Below are 21,065 nucleotides of genomic sequence, written 5' to 3'. Positions count from 1 at the left end.
AAATTTCTTTAGGCCGTCGCCACGACACCTTCGGGCAGCACCACCGCGCTCATCCCGTCCTTCATGCGCTTGGCATCGCGCACAAAACAACGTGACGCCAAAAACAGGAACACCATGGTCAGGAACAGCGCCACCGGGATCAGGTACATCGCGTCATGCAGGCCGATGGCCTTGAACGCTTCGGTCATCTGGTCGACTCCGGCTGCGGCCATGGCCGTGCGGGCGAAGTAGTCGGACAAGCCGCCCACCACCACCGGCCCCAGGCCGCCACCGAGCAAGTACAGGCCGGCGAAGAACAGCGCCATCGCCGTAGCCCGCAGGCGCGGCTCGACCACGTCCTGGATCGCCGTGTACACGCAGGTATAAAAGGTATAGGCGAACAACCAGCCGACACTGAACACCGCGACGAACACGCCGATTTCAATTCGCCCGGCGTGCAATGCCCAGGCGGTGGTGAGCGTCGAGATCACCAGGCTGAACGCGGCGAACAGCAAGCGACCGCTGGGCACGCGCTGGTGAATCTTGTCGGCGATCCAACCGCCGAGGGTCAAGCCGAACAACCCGGTCACGCCCACCATGATCCCGGTGGCCACCGCCGCCTCGTGCAACGGCATCAGGAAATAGCGTTGCAGCATCGGCACCAGGAAGGAGTTGCAGGCATAGGTGGCGAAGTTGAAGCACAACCCGGCCAGCACCAGCCACAGGAAAGTGGGAATCGCCAATACCCGACGGATCGGCCGGTCGACCTTTTCCTGGGACACCTGCACGGTTTCCGCCGCGCCGCGCTTGGGTTCCTTGATGAAGAACATGAATAGCGCCAGCACCAAGCCTGGCACCGCCGCGATAAAGAACGGCGCGCGCCAGCTGTCGAAGGCCTTGACCATCGCGCCGATGGTGAAGAACGCCAGCAACAAGCCAATCGGCAGGCCCAGCATGAAGATGCCCATGGCCCGCGCCCGGCGATGGGCCGGGAACAGATCGCCAATCAGTGAGTTGGCAGCCGGCGCGTAGCTGGCCTCGCCGATCCCGACGCCCATGCGCACCAGCAGGAACGCCCAGAAACTGCCCACCAGGCCGTTGACCGCCGTCAGCGCGCTCCAGGTCGCCAGGCCCCAGCCCATCAACTTGCTGCGCGAACCGGTATCGGCCATGCGTCCCAATGGCAACCCGGCAATGGCGTAGACGATAGTGAAAGCGGTGCCGATGATGCCGATCTGGAAATCGCTGAGGCTCCACTCCATGCGAATCGGCTCGATGATGATCGCCGGGATGGTGCGGTCGAAGAAGTTGAACAGGTTGGCCAGGAACAACAGGAACAGAATGCGCCAGGCATTCGCCGCTTGGGTCGAGTTCTGCATGGGTCCGTCTCTTTTATTGTTATGGAGCATTAGCGGAATCTGCAATCTAGACAGCGGCGCGCGGGCTGTCTCCAATCATTCGCAAGGCTGATACCCATCCATGGCGAGCGGCGCGTTTCTTGATAACGGTCAATTTCCTGTAACAATTGCCATCATTTCGCCCATTCTTGATTAAAGATCGTCTCCCGGTGGCCGATTCAACCTATCAGGAAAGAATCTCTCGAGCGGCGCCCAGGCCATAGCCTTGGACGCTCGGGCCGACCTTCGCGCCATCCAGGACGCGAGCTCCCATCCGCGATGGTTCGATGACAGCGCTCGTCGAGCCAACCAGTTCAGGCACATGGCGCACAATGACTTCCAAAAAAACAGCCACTGCGGTATCCGATCTGACCCTGAGCCCGGCCGCCAACGGCCCTGAAGCCTCGAAACCATCGAGCAGCTCGAGCTCGCGTCCCCTGTCGACTCAGCAGTATCTGTATTTCACCGAAACCAACACCGACCGGATCCTCGACAACCTCGATGGCCTGCGCGACGCGGTGTTCCCGCGACCGCCCCATCTGGTAGAAGACGAGAACGACCGCGCCCAACAGGAATTCCCGTCGGTATGCCTGATCGGCCTGGGGCGCTGCGGTTCCAACATCGCCCTGGACGTGGCGGAGCTGGTGTACAACGCCCGCAAGTTCTACCTCAACGAATTCAACGCCGAAGACAAGGCTTACAGCGACAAGGGCTACAGCCCCGCGCAGTGGATCCGCAACAACCTGCGCCTGGGCAACAGCAAGGCCAGCAAACCGGTGTTCCTGGTGGAACCGCTGGTGATGCTCGGCGACCTGGACAAGGACATCGCCGGGCGCATCCGTTTCTCGCGCAAGGGCGAGAAAAGCGGCTTTTTGCGCGACTACAGCAAAATGAAGATCATGGACTTGTCGGAAGTCCACGCCGGTGGCGCCGGTAACGCGCCGATCCTGGGCCAGTACCTGGCCAAGATCATCCTGAACAAGGACACCCAGCGCTTCTCCAGCCCCGACTGGAAAATGATCCACTCGTACCTGATCGACAGCTGCGGCATCAAGGCCAACCAGTCGCGCCTGTACTTCTCGATCTTCAGTGCCGGCGGCGGTACCGGTTCGGGCATGGCCTCGGAGTTCGGCCTGGCCCAGCAATACTCGTACATGAACAAGACGTTCGACACCAAGCCGATGGACGAACACGACAGCAAGAGCGGTCACTCCTTCGTCTTCGAACCGATTTTCACCAGCGGCATCTGCGTATTGCCGAACATTTCCGACCACCGCAGTGAAATGTCCGAGGCCTTGCACATCAACGCCGGACGCCTGCTGTGCAAGTACCTGTCGGAAGAATGGGATTTCTCGTACAACTTCGCCAACGAAGACAGCAGCGAAGCCAGCGTGATGGGCCGTATCCGCCCCTGGAACGCGATGATGCTGATCTCCAACGACATCATGCGCTACGCCGAAGAAAGCGATGACGGCAACATCCAGAACATTGATGTCAATGCCATGGAGAAGCACGCCAACCAGTACATCTCCCAGCAGATCTTCAACATCCTGACGGCCCAGGCGGTTACCACCGACTACGACCAGAACTACTTCCGCCGTGCCGGCATCGACATTGGCGAAACCATTCGCCTGGACGCCAACGACCTGTTCATGAGCCTGGCCGGCCCGGTGGCGATTGCCTACGCCGAGTCCGTCGTTCCGGAAACCCCGGCGCCAAGCGGCGACAAGTTCAAGGTGTTCGAGAAAGAGCCGCCGCGCCTGAACATCGACGACCTGTTCTTCCGCTCCATCGACCTGCCGCACTTCAACAAAGTCACCCAGGCCATCGAAGGCATCAGCCTGTTGCCGATCGAATCCAAGCGCTACCGGGCGTCGCTGGAGCAGTACAAGAATTCCGGCTACGACGCAGCCGCCCTGCATGACCTGCACTTCTTCAAGAATTGTTCGTCGGTGGTGTCCATCGTCTCCCTGCCCAAGGACTACAAGCTGTCCTACATGGACCTGAACCGGCTCAAGACCCACCTCAACAGCCTGTTCCCCAACACCACCCTCAAGCGTTACGCGTTGGTGATCGGTGCGTCGGCCAACCTGTCGCTCACCACCCTGATCGCCAAGAGCCCGTGCCTGTCGGACGATTTCCTGACCCTGATCGTGGCCTTCATCAAACGCTGCTTCGCCCGCACCCCGTACCGCTTCGACGACACCCTGGACAACTCGATCCTGGACTTCATCATCAATGAAGACTTCGACGAAGAACGCATCGACGATCTGCTCAACGAATTCGAAAACCCGGCGAAGATCCTCGACACCAACTGGTACGCGATCAAGCCGATGTACGAGAAGAAATACCGCGAGCTGATCAACGACAAGGACAAGTTCGTCTCGATCAACGACATCCGCCTGTCCCGCGACTGCGTGAAGAAATCCATCAAGTACCTGCGCGAGATCTACCGTCACCGCATTGGCAAGACCAAGGTTATTTCCCTTAATAACCATACTGGCAAGAGTTACTGAGGCTGGCGCAGCAGCGTGTTGCCCCTTTCGCGAGCAAGCTCGCTCCCACAGGGTTTTGTGTACACAGACCCACTGTGGGAGCGAGCTTGCTCGCGATAGCGGCCCTGAATCCTGCACCTGAACAACATCCAGAAACAATTGAGCAGCCCAAAGGCTGCTCCATAAACTGTTCCCGTTACGTATACGTCACCCTCCCCTGTGGCGTTTCGCCACGGCAGGACGCCATCACGCTACTCACCTACACACTTTCTTGCCCACCCGAACGCGAACCAACTTGGTGCATCGATCAGTTCGACGCCCTTTCCTGGATCATAATCCAGGGCGAAACCACCACCGCCCAAAGCTGCGGATCACGCTCCAGAAAATCCAGCGCCCGCGTTTCAGACAGCTTGGCGAGCTGGTCGGCGGCCAGCCAGGCGGCGACTTTGTCGCCTTCGTCCTGGGCGACGGCTTCGGCGGCGGCGATCAAATCCAGTGCCGGATCGACCCACAATAGGGCACCCCTGGCAAAGAACGGCTCCAGCTCTTTCCAGGTGATGGATGCGGTTTCACCAAGCAGTTTGGCATAGAGGGTGCTAGGTTCTTGATTCATGGGACTTGTCCGGAAAAGAAATCGGCGCGAATGATAACGTCGGTGGTCTGGCAGAAAAACCCGGTAGCAATTGCAGTACCGATTGAAAAGCGCAGGAAAGCCAAGGATTGCCGATATGACCGGACAACCCCCGCCGCAATTCTGTCTTTTTCTTTCAATTAAGCGACACCCTCAGGTTTTGCCCCCAAGCGCCAGCTTCCCTTGCCAACAATCGGCGCTCTACACTGTACCGGTACAGTTGCCGGGGGCATTTTCCGCGAGGGTATCCAAGATATCTGACCCGGTTCTGCTGCTACGGCGCCAGGACTATAAAAACTACAACAGCATGAGTGGAGCACTATGACTAAGGCTACTAAGCAGATTTCCAAACTGTTTGCCGCTATGGTTCTGGCCGGGGTTGCCAGCCATTCGTTCGCCGCCGACACCATCAAGATCGGCATCGCCGGCCCAAAAACCGGCCCTGTAGCCCAATACGGCGACATGCAGTTCAGTGGCTCCAAAATGGCCATCGAACAGATCAACGCCAAGGGTGGCGTCAACGGCAAGCAACTCGTCGCCGTTGAATACGATGACGCCTGCGATCCAAAACAAGCGGTAGCGGTCGCGAACAAAGTCGTCAACGATGGCGTCAAGTTCGTGGTCGGCCACCTGTGCTCCAGCTCCACCCAGCCGGCTTCGGACATCTATGAAGACGAAGGCGTGGTCATGATCACCCCGGCCGCTACCAGCCCGGACATCACCGCTCGCGGCTACAAGATGATCTTCCGCACCATCGGCCTGGACAGCGCCCAAGGCCCTGCGGCCGGCAACTACATCGCCGACCACGTCAAGCCGAAGATCGTTGCGGTCCTGCACGACAAGCAGCAGTACGGTGAAGGCATCGCCAGCGCCGTGAAGAAAACCCTCGAAGGCAAAGGCGTCAAGGTTGCCGTCTTCGAAGGCGTGAACGCCGGCGACAAAGACTTCTCCTCGATGATCGCCAAGCTCAAGCAAGCCAACGTCGACTTCGTCTACTACGGCGGCTACCACCCGGAGCTGGGCCTGATCCTGCGTCAATCCCAGGAAAAAGGCCTGAAGGCCAAGTTCATGGGTCCGGAAGGCGTGGGTAACGACTCCATCTCGCAAATCGCCAAGGACGCTTCCGAAGGCCTGCTGGTGACCCTGCCGAAATCCTTCGACCAGGATCCGGCCAACGTCGCCCTGGCTGACGCGTTCAAGGCCAAGAAAGAAGACCCAAGCGGTCCGTTCGTGTTCCCGTCCTACTCCGCTGTCCAGGTGATTGCCCAGGCCATCACCGCAGCCAAGAGCGAAGACGCGGCCAAAGTGGCTGAAGCCATCCACGCCGGCACCTTCAAGACCCCAACCGGTGACCTGAGCTTCGACGCGAAGGGCGACCTGAAGGACTTCAAGTTCGTGGTCTACGAGTGGCACTTCGGCAAACCTAAAACCGAAGCTTCGCCTCAGTAAGGCCTGGCCTGACTGACTGCCAATAAAGCCCACGGCGTGCCGTGGGCTTTGTTTTAAATGTATTGGGCCGCGCTGGCGTGATCCGCCAGTCTCCCCACCTGAAAATCTCAAAACCGTCATCAGCGGTTCGCTGGCAAACCTCGTGTTCGAAGTGGATGCAGATCCACGGGACCCGGGCGGGAAAATGACTCCACCAGTGAAATGCGTATCAGGTTTTTAGGAGCGCTGTAATGCCTGACATCTATCACTTCTTCCAGCAGCTGGTTAACGGCCTGACCGTTGGCAGCACGTATGCCCTGATCGCCATCGGCTATACGATGGTTTACGGCATCATTGGAATGATCAACTTCGCCCACGGCGAGGTGTACATGATCGGCTCCTACGTGGCGTTCATTGCCATCGCCGGGCTGAGCATGATGGGACTCGACAGTGTCCCGCTGTTGATGACCGCGGCTTTCATCGCGAGCATCGTCGTCACCAGCTCCTATGGCTACAGCATCGAACGGATCGCCTACCGCCCCCTGCGCGGCAGCAACCGTCTGATCCCGCTGATTTCCGCCATCGGCATGTCGATCTTCCTGCAGAACACGGTACTGCTTTCGCAAGACTCCAAGGACAAATCCATACCCAACCTGATTCCGGGCAACTTTGCCATCGGGCCAGGCGGGGCACATGAAGTGCTGATTTCCTACATGCAAATCGTGGTGTTCGTGGTGACCCTGGTCGCCATGCTCGGCCTGACGCTGTTCATCTCCCGTTCCCGCCTGGGCCGCGCCTGCCGCGCCTGTGCCGAGGACATCAAGATGGCCAACCTGCTGGGCATCAACACCAACAACATCATCGCCCTGACCTTCGTCATCGGTGCGGCCCTGGCGGCCATCGCCGCGGTGCTGTTGAGCATGCAATACGGCGTGATCAACCCCAACGCCGGTTTTCTCGTCGGCCTGAAAGCCTTCACCGCCGCAGTACTGGGCGGCATCGGCAGCATTCCCGGCGCGATGCTCGGCGGGCTGGTGCTGGGCGTGGCGGAAGCTTTTGGCGCCGACATCTTCGGCGACCAGTACAAGGACGTCGTGGCATTCGGCTTGTTGGTTCTGGTTCTGTTATTCCGGCCGACCGGCATCCTGGGCCGCCCGGAGGTTGAGAAAGTATGACTAGGCATCTCAAATCGGCGCTCTTCAGCGCCCTGCTGGTCTGGGCCGTGGCCTACCCGGTACTGGGTCTTAAACTGACCATCGTCGGCATCGACCTGGAAGTGCATGGCACCAGCCCGGCCATCCTGGCAACCATCGCCGTGTGTTCGCTGCTGATGTTCCTGCGGGTGCTGTTCAGCACGCAGATCAGCGCCATGTGGAAGTCGTCGCCCGGCCTGCCGGTGATCCCGGCCAAGGCCAGCAACTTCCTGACCCTGCCATCGACCCAGCGCTGGATCGTGCTGGGCCTGATCGTCGTGGCACTGGTCTGGCCGTTCTTCGGCTCCCGCGGCGCGGTGGACATCGCCACGCTGATCCTGATCTACGTGATGCTCGGCCTTGGCCTGAACATCGTGGTAGGCCTGGCCGGCCTGCTGGACCTGGGTTATGTCGGCTTCTACGCCGTCGGTGCCTACAGCTATGCGCTGCTGTCCCACTACTTCGGCCTGAGCTTCTGGATCTGCCTGCCGATCGCCGGGATGATGGCCGCCACCTTCGGTTTCCTGCTGGGGTTCCCGGTCCTGCGCTTGCGCGGTGACTACCTGGCCATCGTAACCCTGGGTTTTGGCGAGATCATCCGTCTGTTCCTGCGCAACCTGACCGACATCACCGGTGGCCCGAACGGCATCAGCAACATCGAGAAACCGACGTTCTTCGGCCTGACCTTCGAACGTAAGGCCGCCGAAGGCCTGCAGACCTTCCACGAGTACTTCGGCCTGGAATACAACTCGATCAACAAGGTGATCTTCCTCTACCTGGTTGCCCTGTTGCTGGCCCTGGCCGCGCTGTTCGTCATCAACCGCCTGCTGCGCATGCCGATCGGTCGCGCCTGGGAGGCATTGCGTGAAGACGAAATCGCCTGCCGCGCCCTGGGACTCAACCCGACGATCATCAAGCTGTCGGCCTTCACCCTCGGTGCTGCGTTCGCCGGTTTTGCCGGCAGCTTCTTCGCCGCCCGCCAGGGCCTGGTGACGCCGGAATCCTTTACCTTCATCGAGTCGGCGATCATCCTCGCCATCGTGGTGCTGGGCGGGATGGGCTCGCAGTTGGGCGTGATCCTGGCGGCCATCGTGATGATCCTGCTGCCTGAAATGATGCGTGAATTCAGCGAATACCGCATGTTGATGTTCGGCGCCTTGATGGTGCTGATGATGATCTGGCGTCCTCAAGGTCTGCTGCCTATGCAACGCCCCCACATGGAGCTGCGCAAATGAGCCGCGAGATCCTCAAAGTCGAAAACTTGAGCATGCGCTTCGGCGGCTTGCTGGCGGTCAACGGCGTGGCCCTGACCGTGAAAGAAAAACAGGTGGTTGCGCTGATCGGGCCGAACGGCGCGGGCAAGACCACCGTGTTCAACTGCCTGACCGGCTTCTACCAGCCCACCGGCGGCACCATCGTGCTGGACGGCGAGCCGATCCAGGGCCTGCCCGGCCACCAGATCGCCCGCAAGGGTGTGGTGCGCACCTTCCAGAACGTGCGGCTGTTCAAGGACATGACGGCGGTCGAAAACCTGCTGATCGCCCAGCACCGTCACCTGAACACCAACTTCTTTGCCGGCCTGTTCAAGACCCCGGCGTTCCGCAAAAGCGAACGCGAGGCCATGGAGTACGCCGAGTACTGGCTGGACAAGGTCAACCTCAAGGAGTTTGCCAACCGTACCGCCGGGACCCTGGCCTACGGTCAGCAACGACGCCTGGAAATCGCCCGCTGCATGATGACCCGTCCGCGGATCCTCATGCTCGACGAACCGGCCGCCGGCCTGAACCCCAAGGAAACCGAAGACCTGAAAGCGCTGATCGGCGTGCTGCGCGAGGAGCACAACGTCACTGTGCTGCTGATCGAGCACGACATGAAGCTGGTCATGAGCATTTCCGACCACATCGTCGTGATCAACCAGGGCACCCCCCTGGCCAACGGCTCGCCGGAACAGATCCGCGACAATCCTGAAGTGATCAAAGCCTACCTGGGGGAAGCGTAAATGCTGCAATTCGAAAACGTTTCCACCTTCTACGGCAAGATCCAGGCCTTGCACAGCGTCAACGTCGAAGTCCGCCAAGGCGAAATCGTGACGCTGATCGGTGCCAACGGCGCCGGCAAATCCACCCTGCTGATGACGCTTTGCGGTTCGCCCCAGGCCCACAGCGGCAGCATCCGCTACATGGGTGAGGAACTGGTGGGCCAGGACTCGTCACGGATCATGCGCAAGAGCATCGCGGTGGTGCCGGAAGGTCGTCGGGTATTTGCCCGGCTGACCGTGGAAGAAAACCTCGCCATGGGCGGATTCTTCACCGACAAGGGCGACTATCAGGAACAGATGGACAAGGTCCTGCACCTTTTCCCACGCCTGAAAGAACGCTTCACCCAGCGCGGTGGCACCATGTCCGGCGGTGAACAGCAAATGCTCGCCATCGGCCGTGCGCTGATGAGCAAGCCCAAGCTGCTGCTGCTCGACGAGCCTTCCCTGGGCCTGGCACCGATCATCATCCAGCAGATCTTCGACATCATCGAACAACTGCGCAAGGACGGCGTGACGGTGTTCCTGGTGGAGCAGAACGCCAACCAGGCGCTGAAAATCGCCGACCGGGCGTACGTGCTGGAGAACGGTCGCGTGGTGATGCAAGGCACCGGTGAAGCCCTGCTGACCGACCCGAAAGTGCGCGAGGCGTACCTGGGCGGTTGAGTCTGCAGCAATAAAAAAACGGCCTTCGGGCCGTTTTTTTTGCCCAATGTAGGAGCTGTCGAGCGAAGCGAGGCTGCGATCTTGTCCCGGACAATTGAGTCTAAAGCGAAAGATCAAGATCAAAAGATCGCAGGCTTCGCCAGCTCCTACAGGTCTCAGCGCGAGCTTGCTCCCTCGCCACAGGTTCCAGGATCACTAAAAAAAATCATGCGCCCGCTGTAACGCTTTCCCACCTCCCCTCTCTAGTTCAGCAGACCGGCGCTAACGCCGGTTCATTTCCCTGAATGACTGGAGAATCATCATGACTGCTTCGACCCGCACCCTGTCCGCCACCGCCCTGATCCTGGCCCTGGGTTCTGCCCTGAGCATGACAGCCGTCTCGACCGTCCACGCAGCCGACGACACCATGGAAAAATGCTTCGGTGTCGCCCTCAAAGGCATGAACAACTGCGCCGCTGGCGCCGGCACCACCTGCGCCGGCACGGCGAAAATGGACTATCAGGGCAACGCCTGGAAATCGGTACCCAAAGGCACTTGCACCACCATGGAAAGCAAGACCTCCCCAACTGGTTTCGGCCAGCTCGAAGCGTTCAAAGCCAAGTCTTGATCGCATCTGCCTGAGGCCCGCCACCATGTTGAATAGACCTTTCCTCGCCACTGATACCCGACTGCCACCAAGGGTGGGGCTGGGGCTCAAGGCCGAGCATTTTCGTGAGGTGCTCCAGACCCGACCGGACCCGGGCTTTTTCGAAGTGCACGCGGAAAACTACATGGTGGCCGGCGGGCCGCTTCATCACTTCCTGGGGCGGATACGCGAACAGTACCCGCTGTCGCTGCACGGCGTCGGCCTGTCGATCGGTGCGGAGGGGCCGCTGGATATCGCGCATTTGCAGCGCCTGGCCGCATTGATCGACCGCTATCAGCCCCAATCCTTTTCCGAACACCTGGCCTGGTCCAGCCACGGCCCGGTGTTCCTCAATGACCTGCTCCCCCTGGCCTACGACGAAGCGACCCTCGACCGTGTCTGCGAACACGTCGACCAGGTGCAGTCCAGCCTCAAACGCACGCTGTTGCTGGAGAACCCGGCGACCTACCTGGCGTTCGAAGCCTCGACCCTCGACGAGCCACACTTCATCAGCGAAGTGATCCGGCGCACTGGCTGCGGCCTGCTGCTGGATGTGAACAACGTCTACGTTTCGTGCATCAACCACTGCCGCGATCCACTGGCCTACCTCGACGCCCTGCCCCTGCAAGCGACCGGTGAAATTCACCTGGCCGGCTTTGCCGAAGACACCGACAGCCTTGGCGAGCGCCTGTTGATAGACGACCACGGCGCGCCAATCGACAACGCAGTCTGGCAACTGTACCTCAAGGTTCTGGCGCAGACCGGGCCGGTAGCCACCTTGATCGAGCGCGACAACCACATCCCTCCATGGGAGGTGCTGCTGGCCGAAGCGCGCCAGGCCGATCAACTTTTAAACGCCGTTGGAGCCCGATCATGAGCGACCAGCGCACATTCGCCGCCGCCCTGCTCGACCCGCGCAAGGCTTGTCCGCCCGGCCTGGTCAGTGCCAACGGCGCCGACCCGCAGAGCCGCTTCGCGGTGTACCGCAACAACGTGCTCAGCTCATTGATCAACGCCCTGGCCGACAATTACCCGGTGGTGGCGCAACTGGTGGGCGAGGAATTCTTCCGAGGCATGGCTGAGGTCTACGTTCAGTCGGCGCCACCGCAAAGCCCGGTGATGAGCGACTATGGGGATGATTTTGCCGGGTTCATCGAACGCTTCGAACCCGCCGCCTGCGTGCCGTACCTGGCGGACGTCGCCCGGCTGGAGCGACTGCACGTGCAAGCCTGGCATGCCGCCGACGCCGAGCCCATGGCCGCAGAACAGATTGTCGAGGCGCTGTCATCACCCACACAGACAAGGCACCAGAAGGTCGGTCTGCACCCGTCACTGCGGCTGCTGCAATCGCCCTTCGCCGTGGTGACGATCTGGGCCGCCCATCAGCACGAGCCCCCCGTGCCGTTCGAGGCATTTTCTGCGCAAAACGCCTTGGTGCTGCGCAACGGCCTCGACGTGCAAGTGTTCGCGATCAATCACGCGGCCCATGGGTTCATCACCGCCCTGCAACAGGGGCTGTCCCTGACCGCTGCCATTGAAGCCTCAATCGACCTCGACCTGGAACAGACCCTGGCGGGGCTCATTCGCCACAGAGCTATCACTCACCTCCTAGCTGAACAGGTATCCCCATGAACGCCCTGATTGCCGGTTCCATTCAATGGCTGGAGAAAATTCCCCACAGCCTGATCGCCTTCATCGCGCGTTTCTCGATTGCCGCGGTGTTCTGGAAATCCGGCCAGACCAAAATCGAAGGCCTGGCCATCGACTTGTTCGACGGCACCTTCCAGATCGGTCTGCCACGGCTGGCGGACTCGACCATTCCCCTGTTCAAAAGCGAATACGCCCTGCCGTTGCTGTCGCCGGAACTGGCCGCACACCTGGCGGCCTCTGCCGAGCATGTGTTCCCGGTCCTGATCCTGCTTGGCCTGGCGACACGCTTTTCAGCGTTGGCCTTGCTGGGCATGACCTTGACCATCCAGCTGTTCGTCTACCCGGACGCCTACCCGACCCATGGCACCTGGGCGGCGGTATTGCTCTACTTGATGGCCCGTGGGCCGGGGGTACTGTCCATCGACCACCTGATTGCCAAGCGTTACGCCCACTGACTGCGATTGAAAATCTCCTGTGGGAGCGAGCTTGCTCGCGATAGCGGTGGGTCAGCTTGCATAAATGTCGGATGTGCCACCGCCTTCGCGAGCAAGCTCGCTCCCACAGTGGATCTGTGCAGGTCGAAATATCGAAGTCACTACCCATCAAATGTGGGAGCGAGCTTGCTCGCGATAGCGGTGGGTCAGCTTGCATAAATGTCGGATGTGCCATCGCCTTCGCGAGCAAGCTCGCTCCCACAATAGGGTGTCCAATGGCTGGGCTATCGTTGTAGCCGATCCAGCGCCTCGCCGCTGCGCTTGAACCAGTCGATCAGATAGTCAGCCAGCACCTGGGTGCGCTTGGGCAATCCACCCTGGTACGGGTGCACCAGGTACATCGGCATGCGCCGGGTCTGGTAGTCGCGCAGCAGCCAGCGTAGGCGTCCGTCGGCCAACTCCTCATGCAGCAGGTATGACGGCAGCCGGGCGATTCCCGCGCCGGCCAGGGCGGCTTTTTTCAGCAGGCTATAGTGATTACTGGCGAACGGCCCGGACACCCGGACCCGCAGCAGTTCGTGTTGCTGGTGATAAAGCCATTCTTCCCGGCCGCTGTAGTGGCTGTTGAGCAGGCAGCGATGTTCGGCCAGGGCTTGGGGTGTCTCGGGTTCGCCATAGTGTTCGAGGTAGGCCGGGCTGGCGCAGGTCATTTCGTGCCATGCCAGCAATGGCCGGGCCACCAGCCGCTCATCGATGGCGGCGTCGGAACGGATCGCCAGGTCGAAGCCATCGCGGGTCAGGTCACGGTAACCGTTGTTGAGCTCCAGTTCGATCTGCACATTGGGATACGTACGAGCGAACTCCATCAGCAAGCCTTCGAAGAACGTTTCGCCCAACGAAACCGGCACCGTCATACGCACCGGCCCGGAAATATCGTCCTTCAGCCGAGCCAATGCCTGACGCGCCCGTTCCACCTGCACCAACAGCGCCTGGGCCTGGGGCAACAACGCCGCCCCTGCCGCCGTGAGGCTCAGGCGCCGCGTGGTGCGTTGCAGCAACACCACCGAAAACCGCCTCTCCAACAGACTGATGCGCTTGGACAACTGGCCCTTGCTGCACCCCAACTGCTGGGCCGCCTGCGTGAAGCTGCCGGCCTCCATCAACACGGCAAACGCCGCCAGGTCATCCATTTCGCTCATTGGATTGTTTCCAATTGAAAACCAAAGGTTGCCTATTAGCATGATTATCAATGGAAAGAACCCCTCTAGACTGAAAACTCATTCAACCCATTGGGAAACAACTCATGAAAATCCTCTTGATCGGCGCCAACGGCACTATCGGTTCGGCCATTGATAACGAACTGTCGCCGCGCCACGAGATCATTCGGATCGGCCGCCACAGCGGTGACCTGCAGGTGGATATCAGCGACAGCGCTTCAATCCGCGCGCTGTTCGCAAAGACCGGCCGCTTTGATGCCCTGGTTTGCGCCGCCGGTAACGTCACCTTTGCACCCCTGGCCGACATGACCGATGACAGCTTTGCCCTGGGCTTGAAAGACAAGCTGATGGGCCAGGTCAACCTGCTGCTGATCGGTCGCGAATTCGCCAACGACGGTGCATCCTTCACCTTCACCACCGGCGTGCTCAGCCACGATCCGATCAAGAGTGGTGCTTCGGCGGCCCTGGTCAATGGCGCCCTGGACAGTTTCGTGCGCGCCGCGGCAATCGAGTTGCCACGGGGCTTGCGGGTCAACTCGGTGAGCCCGAACGTGTTGCTGGAAGCCATGGACAAATACGCCCCGTACTTCCGCGGCTACAAACCGGTCCCGGCCGTCGATGTTGCATTGGCCTACGCCAAGAGTGTCGAAGGCCTACAAACCGGTCAGACCTTTCACGTGGGCTAACACCCCTTGTGATGCAGGATCAGTCTGAGTAACGTGGCGGCACTTGTCTGGAGACCCAATGATGCGTGCCGCCCGCTCCCTGCTGTTTGTCGCCCTCCTGCCGCTCTTCACCGGCTGCCAATTGCTCGACGCCCCTCGTCAGAGCGCCTCCCACGCCGGCCAGACGCGCATGCAGGGCGAGCTCACGGCAGCCGATGGCAAGCTGGTGTTCCAGCCGTGCCAGGAACAGCGCCGCTACATCGTCAATGACAGCGGTGGCACCAGCGTGCTGCAGCAGGCCGCCAGCCTGGCCGATGACCAGGGCAAGCTGTTTGCCGATGTGCGCGGCCGTATCGTCTCCAGCGCAGCGGCCGGCAGCGACAGCCAGTTGGACCTGGAGCAGTTGTATCGCCTGGAGCGCTCGGGCAGCGCTTGCGATGACGGCAATTTCAAACTGCTGGTCTTGCGTGCCGCCGGTCATGGCCCGGAATGGAACCTCAAGGCCAGCGGCAAGGGCATGGTGCTTGAGCGTGAAGGCCAACCGACACTGGCGGTGCCTTACCTTGAAGAACAACTGGGCGATGGTCGCTTCAATCTCAGCACCGAAGCCAACGGCCAGAAGGTCGAACTCTGGCTGGCCGCCCAGCGCTGCGTCGACAGCACCACCGGCAGTGTGCAACACATGAGCGCCGAACTGCGGGTCAACGGTCAGGTCCAGCGTGGCTGCGCCTACTTCGGTGGTGCGCGCAACGACTGATTCGCCGTTTTTTGGCTTATAATCGCCGGTTCACGCCCTGGTGCAGTTGTGCATCCCGCGAACCGGATCCCACCATGTTACGAATCACCGAACTCAAGCTGCCGATCGACCACCCCGAAGAAGACCTGCGCCCTGCCATCGTGCAGCGCCTGGGCATCGCCAGCGATGACCTGCTCGACTTCACCTTGTTCAAGCGCAGCTACGATGCGCGCAAGAAATCCTCCGAATTGTGCTTCATCTACACCATCGACCTGACGGTGCGCGACGAAGCCAGCCTGCTGCGCAAGTTCGCCGATGACCGTAACGTCAACGAGGCGCCGGATGTCAGCTACAAAGTTGTGGGCCAGGCACCGGCCGACCTGGGCGAGCGGCCGATCGTGGTCGGTTTCGGCCCGTGCGGGATCTTCGCCGCCCTGCTGCTGGCACAGATGGGCTTCAAGCCAATCATTCTCGAGCGTGGCCCGGAAGTGCGCCAGCGCACCAAGGACACCTGGGGCCTGTGGCGCAAAAGCGTGCTCAACCCCGAATCCAACGTGCAATTTGGTGAAGGCGGCGCCGGGACGTTTTCCGACGGCAAGCTCTACAGCCAGATCAAGGATCCGAAATTCCTTGGCCGCAAGGTTTTGCACGAATTCGTCAAGGCCGGGGCGCCGGAAGAAATCCTCTACGTCAGCAAGCCGCACATCGGCACGTTCCGTCTGACCGGTGTGGTGGAAACCATGCGTGAGCAGATTCGCGCCCTGGGTGGCGAAGTACGCTTCCAGCAGCGGGTCACCGATGTGCTGATCGAAGACGGCCAACTGGTCGGCGTCGAACTGGCCAGCGGCGAGCAGATTCATTCGAAACATGTGATCCTGGCCCTGGGCCACAGCGCCCGGGACACCTTCCGCATGCTCCACAGCCGGGGCGTGTACATGGAAGCCAAGCCGTTCTCGGTGGGTTTCCGTATCGAACACCCGCAATCGCTGATCGACAGCGCGCGCCTGGGCAAGTACGCCGGTCACCCGAAACTTGGCGCCGCCGACTACAAACTGGTGCACCACGCCAAGAATGGTCGGTCGGTGTACAGCTTCTGCATGTGCCCGGGCGGCACCGTGGTAGCCGCGACGTCCGAGCCGAACCGCGTCGTGACCAACGGCATGAGCCAGTATTCGCGCAACGAGCGCAACGCCAACTCCGGCATCGTCGTCGGGATTACCCCGGAAGTGGATTATCCCGGCGGCCCGCTGGCCGGGATCGAGTTGCAGGAACGCCTGGAATCCCACGCGTACATACTCGGTGGCAGCAACTACGAGGCCCCGGCGCAACTGGTGGGTGATTTCATCGCCGGCAAGCCGTCTACGGCACTGGGCAGCGTCGAACCTTCCTACAAGCCAGGGGTGTCCCTGGGCGACTTGGCCCTGGCCCTGCCGGACTTTGCCATCGAAGCCATCCGCGAAGCCCTGCCGGCGTTCGAGAAACAGATTCGCGGCTACTCGCTGCACGACGCCGTGCTGACCGGCATCGAAACCCGCACCTCATCGCCCCTGCGCATTACCCGCAACGAATCGCTGCAGAGCCTGAACGTCAAGGGCCTGTTCCCGGCAGGTGAAGGTGCCGGTTATGCCGGCGGGATCCTGTCGGCGGGCGTGGACGGGATCCGGATTGCCGAGGCGGTGGCTCGGGATATCCTCGGCCTCGAGGCCTGAGGGGCCGATGCTGTTCACCCAAGGCAGGATTTGCCCGAGTGAACAGCATGACCCTGCGGGAGCGAGCTTGCTCGCGATGGCGGCCTGGCATCAACACAGATGTTGACTGATCCACCGCTATCGCGAGCAAGCTCGCTCCCACAAGGGACCTCAGTGATTCAGATATTGGCCCGCAACACGCTCTCCGGCAGCGCCTCGCCCCGTTCCACACACGCCGCCACGATGTCCATCAGCCCACTCAACTCATACCCCTGGGCCTTGAGCCACGCCGGGTCGTAATAGGTCGTGGCGTAGCGCTCGCCACCGTCACATAAAATCGCCACGATCGACCCCGACTCACCCGCATCCGCCATCTGCCGGGCCGCCATGAGTGCGCCGATCAGATTGGTGCCGCTGGACCCGCCGACCCGTCGTCCCAAGCGCTGGGCCAGGTAATGCATGGCCGCCAGCGACAAGGCGTCCGGGACCTTGACCATCGCATCGATGACTTTCGGCAAGAACGACGCCTCGACCCGTGGCCGGCCGATGCCTTCGATGCGTGAACCGCAATCCAGGCGCAGGCTGGCATCGCCGCTGCGGTAATAGTCGAAGAACACTGAACGCTCGGCGTCGGCACACAGCACGCGGGTGCCGTGCTGGCGGTAACGCACGTAGCGCCCCAGGGTGGCGGTGGTGCCGCCGGTGCCGGGGCTTGAAATCAACCAACTCGGCTCCGGGTGCCGCTCGAAGCGCATCTGCTGGAAGATCGATTCGGCAATGTTGTTATTGGCCCGCCAGTCCGTGGCGCGCTCGGCATAGGTGAATTGGTCGATGAAGTGCCCATCATGCTCGTGGGCCAGGCGTTCGGATTCGGCGTAGATCTGCGTAGGATCGTCCACCAGGTGGCTCTGGCCGCCATAGAAAGCGATCTGTGCGATTTTTTCCCGGGAGGTGGTCGCCGGCATCACCGCAATGAACGGCAAGCCCAGCAACCTGGCGAAGTAAGCCTCGGAAATCGCCGTCGAGCCGCTGGAGGCCTCGATCACCGGCGCACCGGGCTTGAGCCAGCCGTTACACAACGCGTAGAGAAACAGCGAACGGGCCAGCCGATGCTTGAGGCTGCCGGTGGGATGGCTGGACTCATCCTTGAAATACAACTCGATACCCGGCAGGCCGGGCAGCGGCAACGGAATCAGGTGGGTATCGGCGCTGCGCTGGAAGTCAGCCTCGATGATGCGGATCGCTTCGCGCGCCCACTGGCGGTGGTCGTTCATGGTGTTTTCTCACTGGCTCGGTTCGACGCGGGGAAACCTGGTGGTCATGCAGGCGCAACGTGGTCTCGGAAAAACCAGTCGCAAGCTTAGGAAAAAACCTACATCACGCACAGGTACAGCTAAGGTCCAATATGGCCCATAACTGCCCGACTGCGTGGAGCATGCGTTGTAACGACATATAACAAAAAAGAATATAACTTTTGTTTTAACAACTAACAGTACGGGTTAGGGTGTGCCATCTTTTTGATTCAATGAATGGAGAGCGATCGTGGCTCTACGCAATTCTCTGACACGTTTTTTCCAACTGGAGGCTGCCAGCGGCCTGCTGCTGATCGCCGCCGCCGTATTGGCCTTGGCCATCAATAACTCGCCCCTTTCCTGGCTGTACAACGGCCTGCTGGACACGCCGGTGGTCGCCCAGATCGGCGCGTTGAAGATCGCCAAACCCTTGTTGCTGTGGATCAACGACGGCCTGATGGCGATGTTTTTCCTGCTCATCGGCCTCGAGGTCAAGCGAGAGGTCCTCGATGGGCAACTGTCGAAACCTTCGCAAATCGTCCTACCGGGTGCGGCGGCGATTGGCGGCATGGTGGTGCCGGCGCTGATCTACTGGTTCCTCAACCGCGACAATCCTCCCGCCCTCGCCGGCTGGGCGATTCCGACGGCCACCGACATTGCATTCGCCCTCGGCGTGCTCGCCTTGCTGGGCAAGCGGGTGCCGGTGTCGCTCAAGCTGTTCCTGATGACCCTGGCGATCATCGACGACCTGGGCGCCATTATCATCATCGCGATCTTTTACTCCGGTGCTCTGTCCAGCCTGTCGCTCATACTGGCGGCAACCTGCATCGCCGCGCTGGTGGCGATGAACCGGATGGGCGTGGTCAAGCTCGGACCCTACATGGTTGTCGGGCTGATTCTGTGGGTCTGCGTGCTCAAGAGCGGTGTCCATGCCACCCTGGCCGGGGTGACCCTGGCGTTCTGCATCCCGCTGCGCACGAAAAATGCCGAGACTTCGCCGCTGCTAACCCTGGAACATGCCCTGCATCCCTGGGTGGCCTATGGCATTCTGCCGCTGTTCGCCTTCGCCAATGCCGGCCTGTCCCTAAGTGGCATCACTGTCGAGAGTTTCACCCATGACGTGCCGATGGGCATCGCCATTGGCCTGCTGCTGGGCAAGACCGTCGGCGTCTTCGGCCTGACCTGGCTGGCCGTGAAAATCGGCATTGCCAGCTTGCCCGCTGGCGCCAATTGGGGCCAGATATTGGGGGTGGCGATTCTGTGCGGTATCGGGTTCACCATGAGCCTGTTCGTTGGCTCCCTCGCGTTCGAGCCGGGTGTGAGTGACTACGCCGGTATGGACCGGATGGGGATTCTCACTGGTTCGATTCTGGCGGCGTTGCTCGGTTATGCGGTGACGGCGGCGGCCAGTCGCAAGCAGCCTGCATTGCCTGGCTGATCCTTGCTTCTGCGTTAGCGTCTTGAGAGCCGTGGGAGGTTAAGGAATGGTGTGTATATCCGTTTCTGCGGTAACGGCTACTTAGGGTTCCGCTCTTACAGCGGGTCACTTTTGGAAGAGCGCCAAAAGTAACCAAAAACGCTCATGCCCCACCACTCGGTGCCTCGCCTAGGCTCGGCATGCCCTCACTCCGGCATTGCTCCGTGGGCCCGCCGCGAAGGGCCATCCATGGCCCAGCGCGGCTATCCCGGCATCCATGCCGGGATACCCACTCCACAATGCCTGCGTTCGGCCAGCGTGGTTAACGGGGCGCCGAGATCAACGTCCGCCACGAGGCGGCCTGATAGCCGACCTGGTTCTCGGTGGGACCGCGTTTCTCCTGTGGGAGCGAGCTTGCTCGCGATGACGCCGGCACATCCAAACATCACCGCAAACTGACACACCGCCATCGCGAGCAAGCTCGCTCCCACATTCAATCTTCAGCGGACACAAAATTCATATCCAACACAGAACCACTGTGGGAGCGAGCCTGCTCGCGATGACCCCGGCACATCCAACATCACCGCAAACTGACACACCGCCTTCGCGAGCAAGCTCGCTCCCACAGGAGAAACGCAGTCTCACCAAGAACCAGGTCGGCAGTTAGGCCGCCTCGTAGTGGACGTTGATCTCGGCGCCCCGTTAACCACGCTGGCTGAACGAAGGTATTGCGCAGTGGGTAACCCGGCATGGATGCCGAGCCTAGGCGAGGCACCGAGTGGTGGGGCATGTAGCGTTTTGGTTACTTTTGCGCTTTTCAAAAGTGACCCGCTGTAAGAGCGGAACCATAAGCCGCCGTTACGCAAAAAACGGATATACACCCCGTCCCCCGAAACGAAGCCATAAAAAAACGACGCCTTCCCGTTCAGGAACAAGCGCCGTTTTTTCTCTTACCTAACCAAGCTTAGTGCGATACGCGACTCGTACCATCCACAGTGGAAATACGAACCCGCTCACCCACACGGAATACCTCGTTCTCCTGAACCTGCTGCACATAGGCACGCATGCTACCGTCATCTTCACGAACGGTGATTTCCACACCCTGGGTACGGGTCAGGCCTTCTTCAGTCGCAGAACCAATCAGGCCACCGGCCACCGCACCGATCACAGCGGCGACGATGCTGCCACGGCCACCACCGATGGCGCTGCCACCGACACCACCGACCACCGCACCAGCCGCACCGCCGATCGGGGTCTTGGTGCCTTCGATCTTGACCGGACGCAAGGACTCGATAGTCCCCATGCGAATCGTCTGCACGCGACGCGCTTCGTCACGAGAGTAGGAGTCACCGGTCAGGCTCGACTGACAGCCAGTGAGCAACATCGCCATCGTGGAAAAGGAAGCAACCAGCAAAACAGACTTACGCATAGCATCAACTCCAAAAGACAGGGATTCATTAAACTCCGCAGCTTGACGCCTGTCACGGCCTCGCCGGGATAAAATTGTTTTCATTCAG

The 21,065-nt window shown here is 60.7% G+C and carries 19 protein-coding genes; 14 read left to right on the top strand and 5 right to left on the bottom strand.

Translation table 11 applies throughout. From position 1 onward, the window contains the following. Positions 1-8: 8 nt before the first annotated feature. The gene (locus LOY50_RS06300; RefSeq protein WP_258690483.1) at positions 9-1,358 is read right to left on the bottom strand and encodes an MFS transporter; all 1,350 of its coding nucleotides are present in this window, start codon (positions 1,356-1,358) and stop codon (positions 9-11) included. 350 nt (positions 1,359-1,708) lie between these two features. On the opposite strand from LOY50_RS06300, the gene LOY50_RS06295 reads away from it, so the two are divergent. Next, positions 1,709-3,892: a hypothetical protein gene (locus LOY50_RS06295; protein WP_214511623.1), complete on the top strand. Its 2,184-nt coding sequence runs from the start codon at positions 1,709-1,711 to the stop codon at positions 3,890-3,892. A 286-nt stretch (positions 3,893-4,178) separates the two neighbouring features. On the opposite strand, the gene LOY50_RS06290 is transcribed toward LOY50_RS06295, so the two are convergent. Continuing rightward, positions 4,179-4,484: a DUF2288 domain-containing protein gene (locus LOY50_RS06290; protein ID WP_253472034.1), complete on the bottom strand. Its 306-nt coding sequence runs from the start codon at positions 4,482-4,484 to the stop codon at positions 4,179-4,181. 339 nt (positions 4,485-4,823) lie between these two features. Here LOY50_RS06290 and LOY50_RS06285 point away from each other — a divergent pair, with 339 nt between their 5' ends. From LOY50_RS06285 to LOY50_RS06245, 9 genes are all read left to right on the top strand, one after another. Further along, the gene (locus LOY50_RS06285) at positions 4,824-5,951 is read left to right on the top strand and encodes a branched-chain amino acid ABC transporter substrate-binding protein (RefSeq protein WP_253472032.1); all 1,128 of its coding nucleotides are present in this window, start codon (positions 4,824-4,826) and stop codon (positions 5,949-5,951) included. 230 nt (positions 5,952-6,181) lie between these two features. Then, positions 6,182-7,105, top strand: a complete 924-nt coding sequence (gene livH / locus LOY50_RS06280) for a high-affinity branched-chain amino acid ABC transporter permease LivH (protein WP_003198480.1) — start codon at positions 6,182-6,184, stop codon at positions 7,103-7,105. Continuing rightward, positions 7,102-8,358 (top strand): high-affinity branched-chain amino acid ABC transporter permease LivM, encoded by a 1,257-nt coding sequence (locus LOY50_RS06275; RefSeq protein ID WP_214511621.1) that lies wholly within the window; start codon positions 7,102-7,104, stop codon positions 8,356-8,358. The genes livH and LOY50_RS06275 overlap by 4 nt, the downstream gene beginning before the upstream one ends. Further along, entirely contained in the window at positions 8,355-9,122 is a 768-nt protein-coding gene (gene livG, locus LOY50_RS06270) for a high-affinity branched-chain amino acid ABC transporter ATP-binding protein LivG (RefSeq protein WP_057448896.1), read from the top strand. The genes LOY50_RS06275 and livG overlap by 4 nt, the downstream gene beginning before the upstream one ends. Next, on the top strand, positions 9,123-9,824 hold the full coding sequence (locus LOY50_RS06265) for an ABC transporter ATP-binding protein (protein WP_003198474.1): 702 nt from the start codon (positions 9,123-9,125) through the stop codon (positions 9,822-9,824). A 301-nt stretch (positions 9,825-10,125) separates the two neighbouring features. Beyond that, positions 10,126-10,431 carry a DUF2282 domain-containing protein gene (locus tag LOY50_RS06260; protein WP_214511620.1) on the top strand — a complete coding sequence of 102 codons (306 nt, stop codon included), beginning with the start codon at positions 10,126-10,128 and terminating at the stop codon, positions 10,429-10,431. A gap of 25 nt (positions 10,432-10,456) precedes the next feature. Next, the gene (locus LOY50_RS06255; RefSeq protein ID WP_258690482.1) at positions 10,457-11,326 is read left to right on the top strand and encodes a DUF692 domain-containing protein; all 870 of its coding nucleotides are present in this window, start codon (positions 10,457-10,459) and stop codon (positions 11,324-11,326) included. Continuing rightward, positions 11,323-12,081: a DUF2063 domain-containing protein gene (locus LOY50_RS06250; protein ID WP_258690481.1), complete on the top strand. Its 759-nt coding sequence runs from the start codon at positions 11,323-11,325 to the stop codon at positions 12,079-12,081. Before LOY50_RS06255 ends, LOY50_RS06250 begins: the two co-directional genes overlap by 4 nt. After that, positions 12,078-12,554, top strand: a complete 477-nt coding sequence (locus LOY50_RS06245) for a DoxX family protein (RefSeq protein WP_253472026.1) — start codon at positions 12,078-12,080, stop codon at positions 12,552-12,554. Before LOY50_RS06250 ends, LOY50_RS06245 begins: the two co-directional genes overlap by 4 nt. A 263-nt stretch (positions 12,555-12,817) precedes the next feature. On the opposite strand, the gene LOY50_RS06240 is transcribed toward LOY50_RS06245, so the two are convergent. Then, positions 12,818-13,732, bottom strand: coding sequence for a LysR family transcriptional regulator (locus tag LOY50_RS06240; RefSeq protein WP_258690480.1), 915 nt, complete (start codon positions 13,730-13,732; stop codon positions 12,818-12,820). Between the two features lie 104 nt (positions 13,733-13,836). On the opposite strand from LOY50_RS06240, the gene LOY50_RS06235 reads away from it, so the two are divergent. From LOY50_RS06235 to LOY50_RS06225, 3 genes are all read left to right on the top strand, one after another. Continuing rightward, positions 13,837-14,436 (top strand): short chain dehydrogenase, encoded by a 600-nt coding sequence (locus tag LOY50_RS06235; protein ID WP_253472022.1) that lies wholly within the window; start codon positions 13,837-13,839, stop codon positions 14,434-14,436. Positions 14,437-14,497: 61 nt separating this feature from the next. After that, positions 14,498-15,172 carry a COG3650 family protein gene (locus tag LOY50_RS06230; protein ID WP_258691208.1) on the top strand — a complete coding sequence of 225 codons (675 nt, stop codon included), beginning with the start codon at positions 14,498-14,500 and terminating at the stop codon, positions 15,170-15,172. 74 nt (positions 15,173-15,246) lie between these two features. Continuing rightward, positions 15,247-16,860, top strand: coding sequence for an NAD(P)/FAD-dependent oxidoreductase (locus LOY50_RS06225; RefSeq protein WP_258690479.1), 1,614 nt, complete (start codon positions 15,247-15,249; stop codon positions 16,858-16,860). 158 nt (positions 16,861-17,018) lie between these two features. Here the strand turns inward: LOY50_RS06225 and LOY50_RS06220 are convergent, their stop codons facing one another. After that, the gene (locus LOY50_RS06220; protein WP_258690478.1) at positions 17,019-18,113 is read right to left on the bottom strand and encodes a PLP-dependent cysteine synthase family protein; all 1,095 of its coding nucleotides are present in this window, start codon (positions 18,111-18,113) and stop codon (positions 17,019-17,021) included. 268 nt (positions 18,114-18,381) lie between these two features. Between LOY50_RS06220 and nhaA the strand changes: the two genes are divergently transcribed. Further along, positions 18,382-19,569 (top strand): Na+/H+ antiporter NhaA, encoded by a 1,188-nt coding sequence (gene nhaA, locus LOY50_RS06215; RefSeq protein ID WP_253472014.1) that lies wholly within the window; start codon positions 18,382-18,384, stop codon positions 19,567-19,569. Positions 19,570-20,512: 943 nt separating this feature from the next. On the opposite strand, the gene LOY50_RS06210 is transcribed toward nhaA, so the two are convergent. Continuing rightward, positions 20,513-20,977 carry a glycine zipper 2TM domain-containing protein gene (locus tag LOY50_RS06210; RefSeq protein WP_003184697.1) on the bottom strand — a complete coding sequence of 155 codons (465 nt, stop codon included), beginning with the start codon at positions 20,975-20,977 and terminating at the stop codon, positions 20,513-20,515. Between the last annotated feature and the right edge of the window lie 88 nt (positions 20,978-21,065).

Origin of the sequence: Pseudomonas sp. B21-010, assembly GCF_024749325.1 — a bacterium.
Taxonomy (GTDB): Bacteria; Pseudomonadota; Gammaproteobacteria; order Pseudomonadales; family Pseudomonadaceae; genus Aquipseudomonas; species Aquipseudomonas kilonensis.
The sequence above is the reverse complement of the archived record's forward strand: the minus strand, read 5'-3'. Positions and strand labels throughout refer to the sequence as shown.

What these genes read in the sequence shown, in the direction of transcription:
- LOY50_RS06250 (WP_258690481.1), top strand. Translation starts at nt 11,323, where the DNA reads ATGAGCGACCAGCGCACATTCGCCGCCGCCCTGCTCGACCCGCGCAAG.
- LOY50_RS06255 (WP_258690482.1), top strand. Translation starts at nt 10,457, where the DNA reads ATGTTGAATAGACCTTTCCTCGCCACTGATACCCGACTGCCACCAAGG.
- LOY50_RS06210 (WP_003184697.1), bottom strand. Translation starts at nt 20,977, where the DNA reads ATGCGTAAGTCTGTTTTGCTGGTTGCTTCCTTTTCCACGATGGCGATG.
- livH (WP_003198480.1), top strand. Translation starts at nt 6,182, where the DNA reads ATGCCTGACATCTATCACTTCTTCCAGCAGCTGGTTAACGGCCTGACC.
- LOY50_RS06295 (WP_214511623.1), top strand. Translation starts at nt 1,709, where the DNA reads ATGACTTCCAAAAAAACAGCCACTGCGGTATCCGATCTGACCCTGAGC.
- LOY50_RS06285 (WP_253472032.1), top strand. Translation starts at nt 4,824, where the DNA reads ATGACTAAGGCTACTAAGCAGATTTCCAAACTGTTTGCCGCTATGGTT.
- LOY50_RS06225 (WP_258690479.1), top strand. Translation starts at nt 15,247, where the DNA reads ATGTTACGAATCACCGAACTCAAGCTGCCGATCGACCACCCCGAAGAA.
- LOY50_RS06230 (WP_258691208.1), top strand. Translation starts at nt 14,498, where the DNA reads ATGCGTGCCGCCCGCTCCCTGCTGTTTGTCGCCCTCCTGCCGCTCTTC.
- livG (WP_057448896.1), top strand. Translation starts at nt 8,355, where the DNA reads ATGAGCCGCGAGATCCTCAAAGTCGAAAACTTGAGCATGCGCTTCGGC.
- LOY50_RS06235 (WP_253472022.1), top strand. Translation starts at nt 13,837, where the DNA reads ATGAAAATCCTCTTGATCGGCGCCAACGGCACTATCGGTTCGGCCATT.
- LOY50_RS06240 (WP_258690480.1), bottom strand. Translation starts at nt 13,732, where the DNA reads ATGAGCGAAATGGATGACCTGGCGGCGTTTGCCGTGTTGATGGAGGCC.
- LOY50_RS06290 (WP_253472034.1), bottom strand. Translation starts at nt 4,484, where the DNA reads ATGAATCAAGAACCTAGCACCCTCTATGCCAAACTGCTTGGTGAAACC.
- LOY50_RS06275 (WP_214511621.1), top strand. Translation starts at nt 7,102, where the DNA reads ATGACTAGGCATCTCAAATCGGCGCTCTTCAGCGCCCTGCTGGTCTGG.
- LOY50_RS06245 (WP_253472026.1), top strand. Translation starts at nt 12,078, where the DNA reads ATGAACGCCCTGATTGCCGGTTCCATTCAATGGCTGGAGAAAATTCCC.
- LOY50_RS06300 (WP_258690483.1), bottom strand. Translation starts at nt 1,358, where the DNA reads ATGCAGAACTCGACCCAAGCGGCGAATGCCTGGCGCATTCTGTTCCTG.
- LOY50_RS06260 (WP_214511620.1), top strand. Translation starts at nt 10,126, where the DNA reads ATGACTGCTTCGACCCGCACCCTGTCCGCCACCGCCCTGATCCTGGCC.
- LOY50_RS06265 (WP_003198474.1), top strand. Translation starts at nt 9,123, where the DNA reads ATGCTGCAATTCGAAAACGTTTCCACCTTCTACGGCAAGATCCAGGCC.
- LOY50_RS06220 (WP_258690478.1), bottom strand. Translation starts at nt 18,113, where the DNA reads ATGAACGACCACCGCCAGTGGGCGCGCGAAGCGATCCGCATCATCGAG.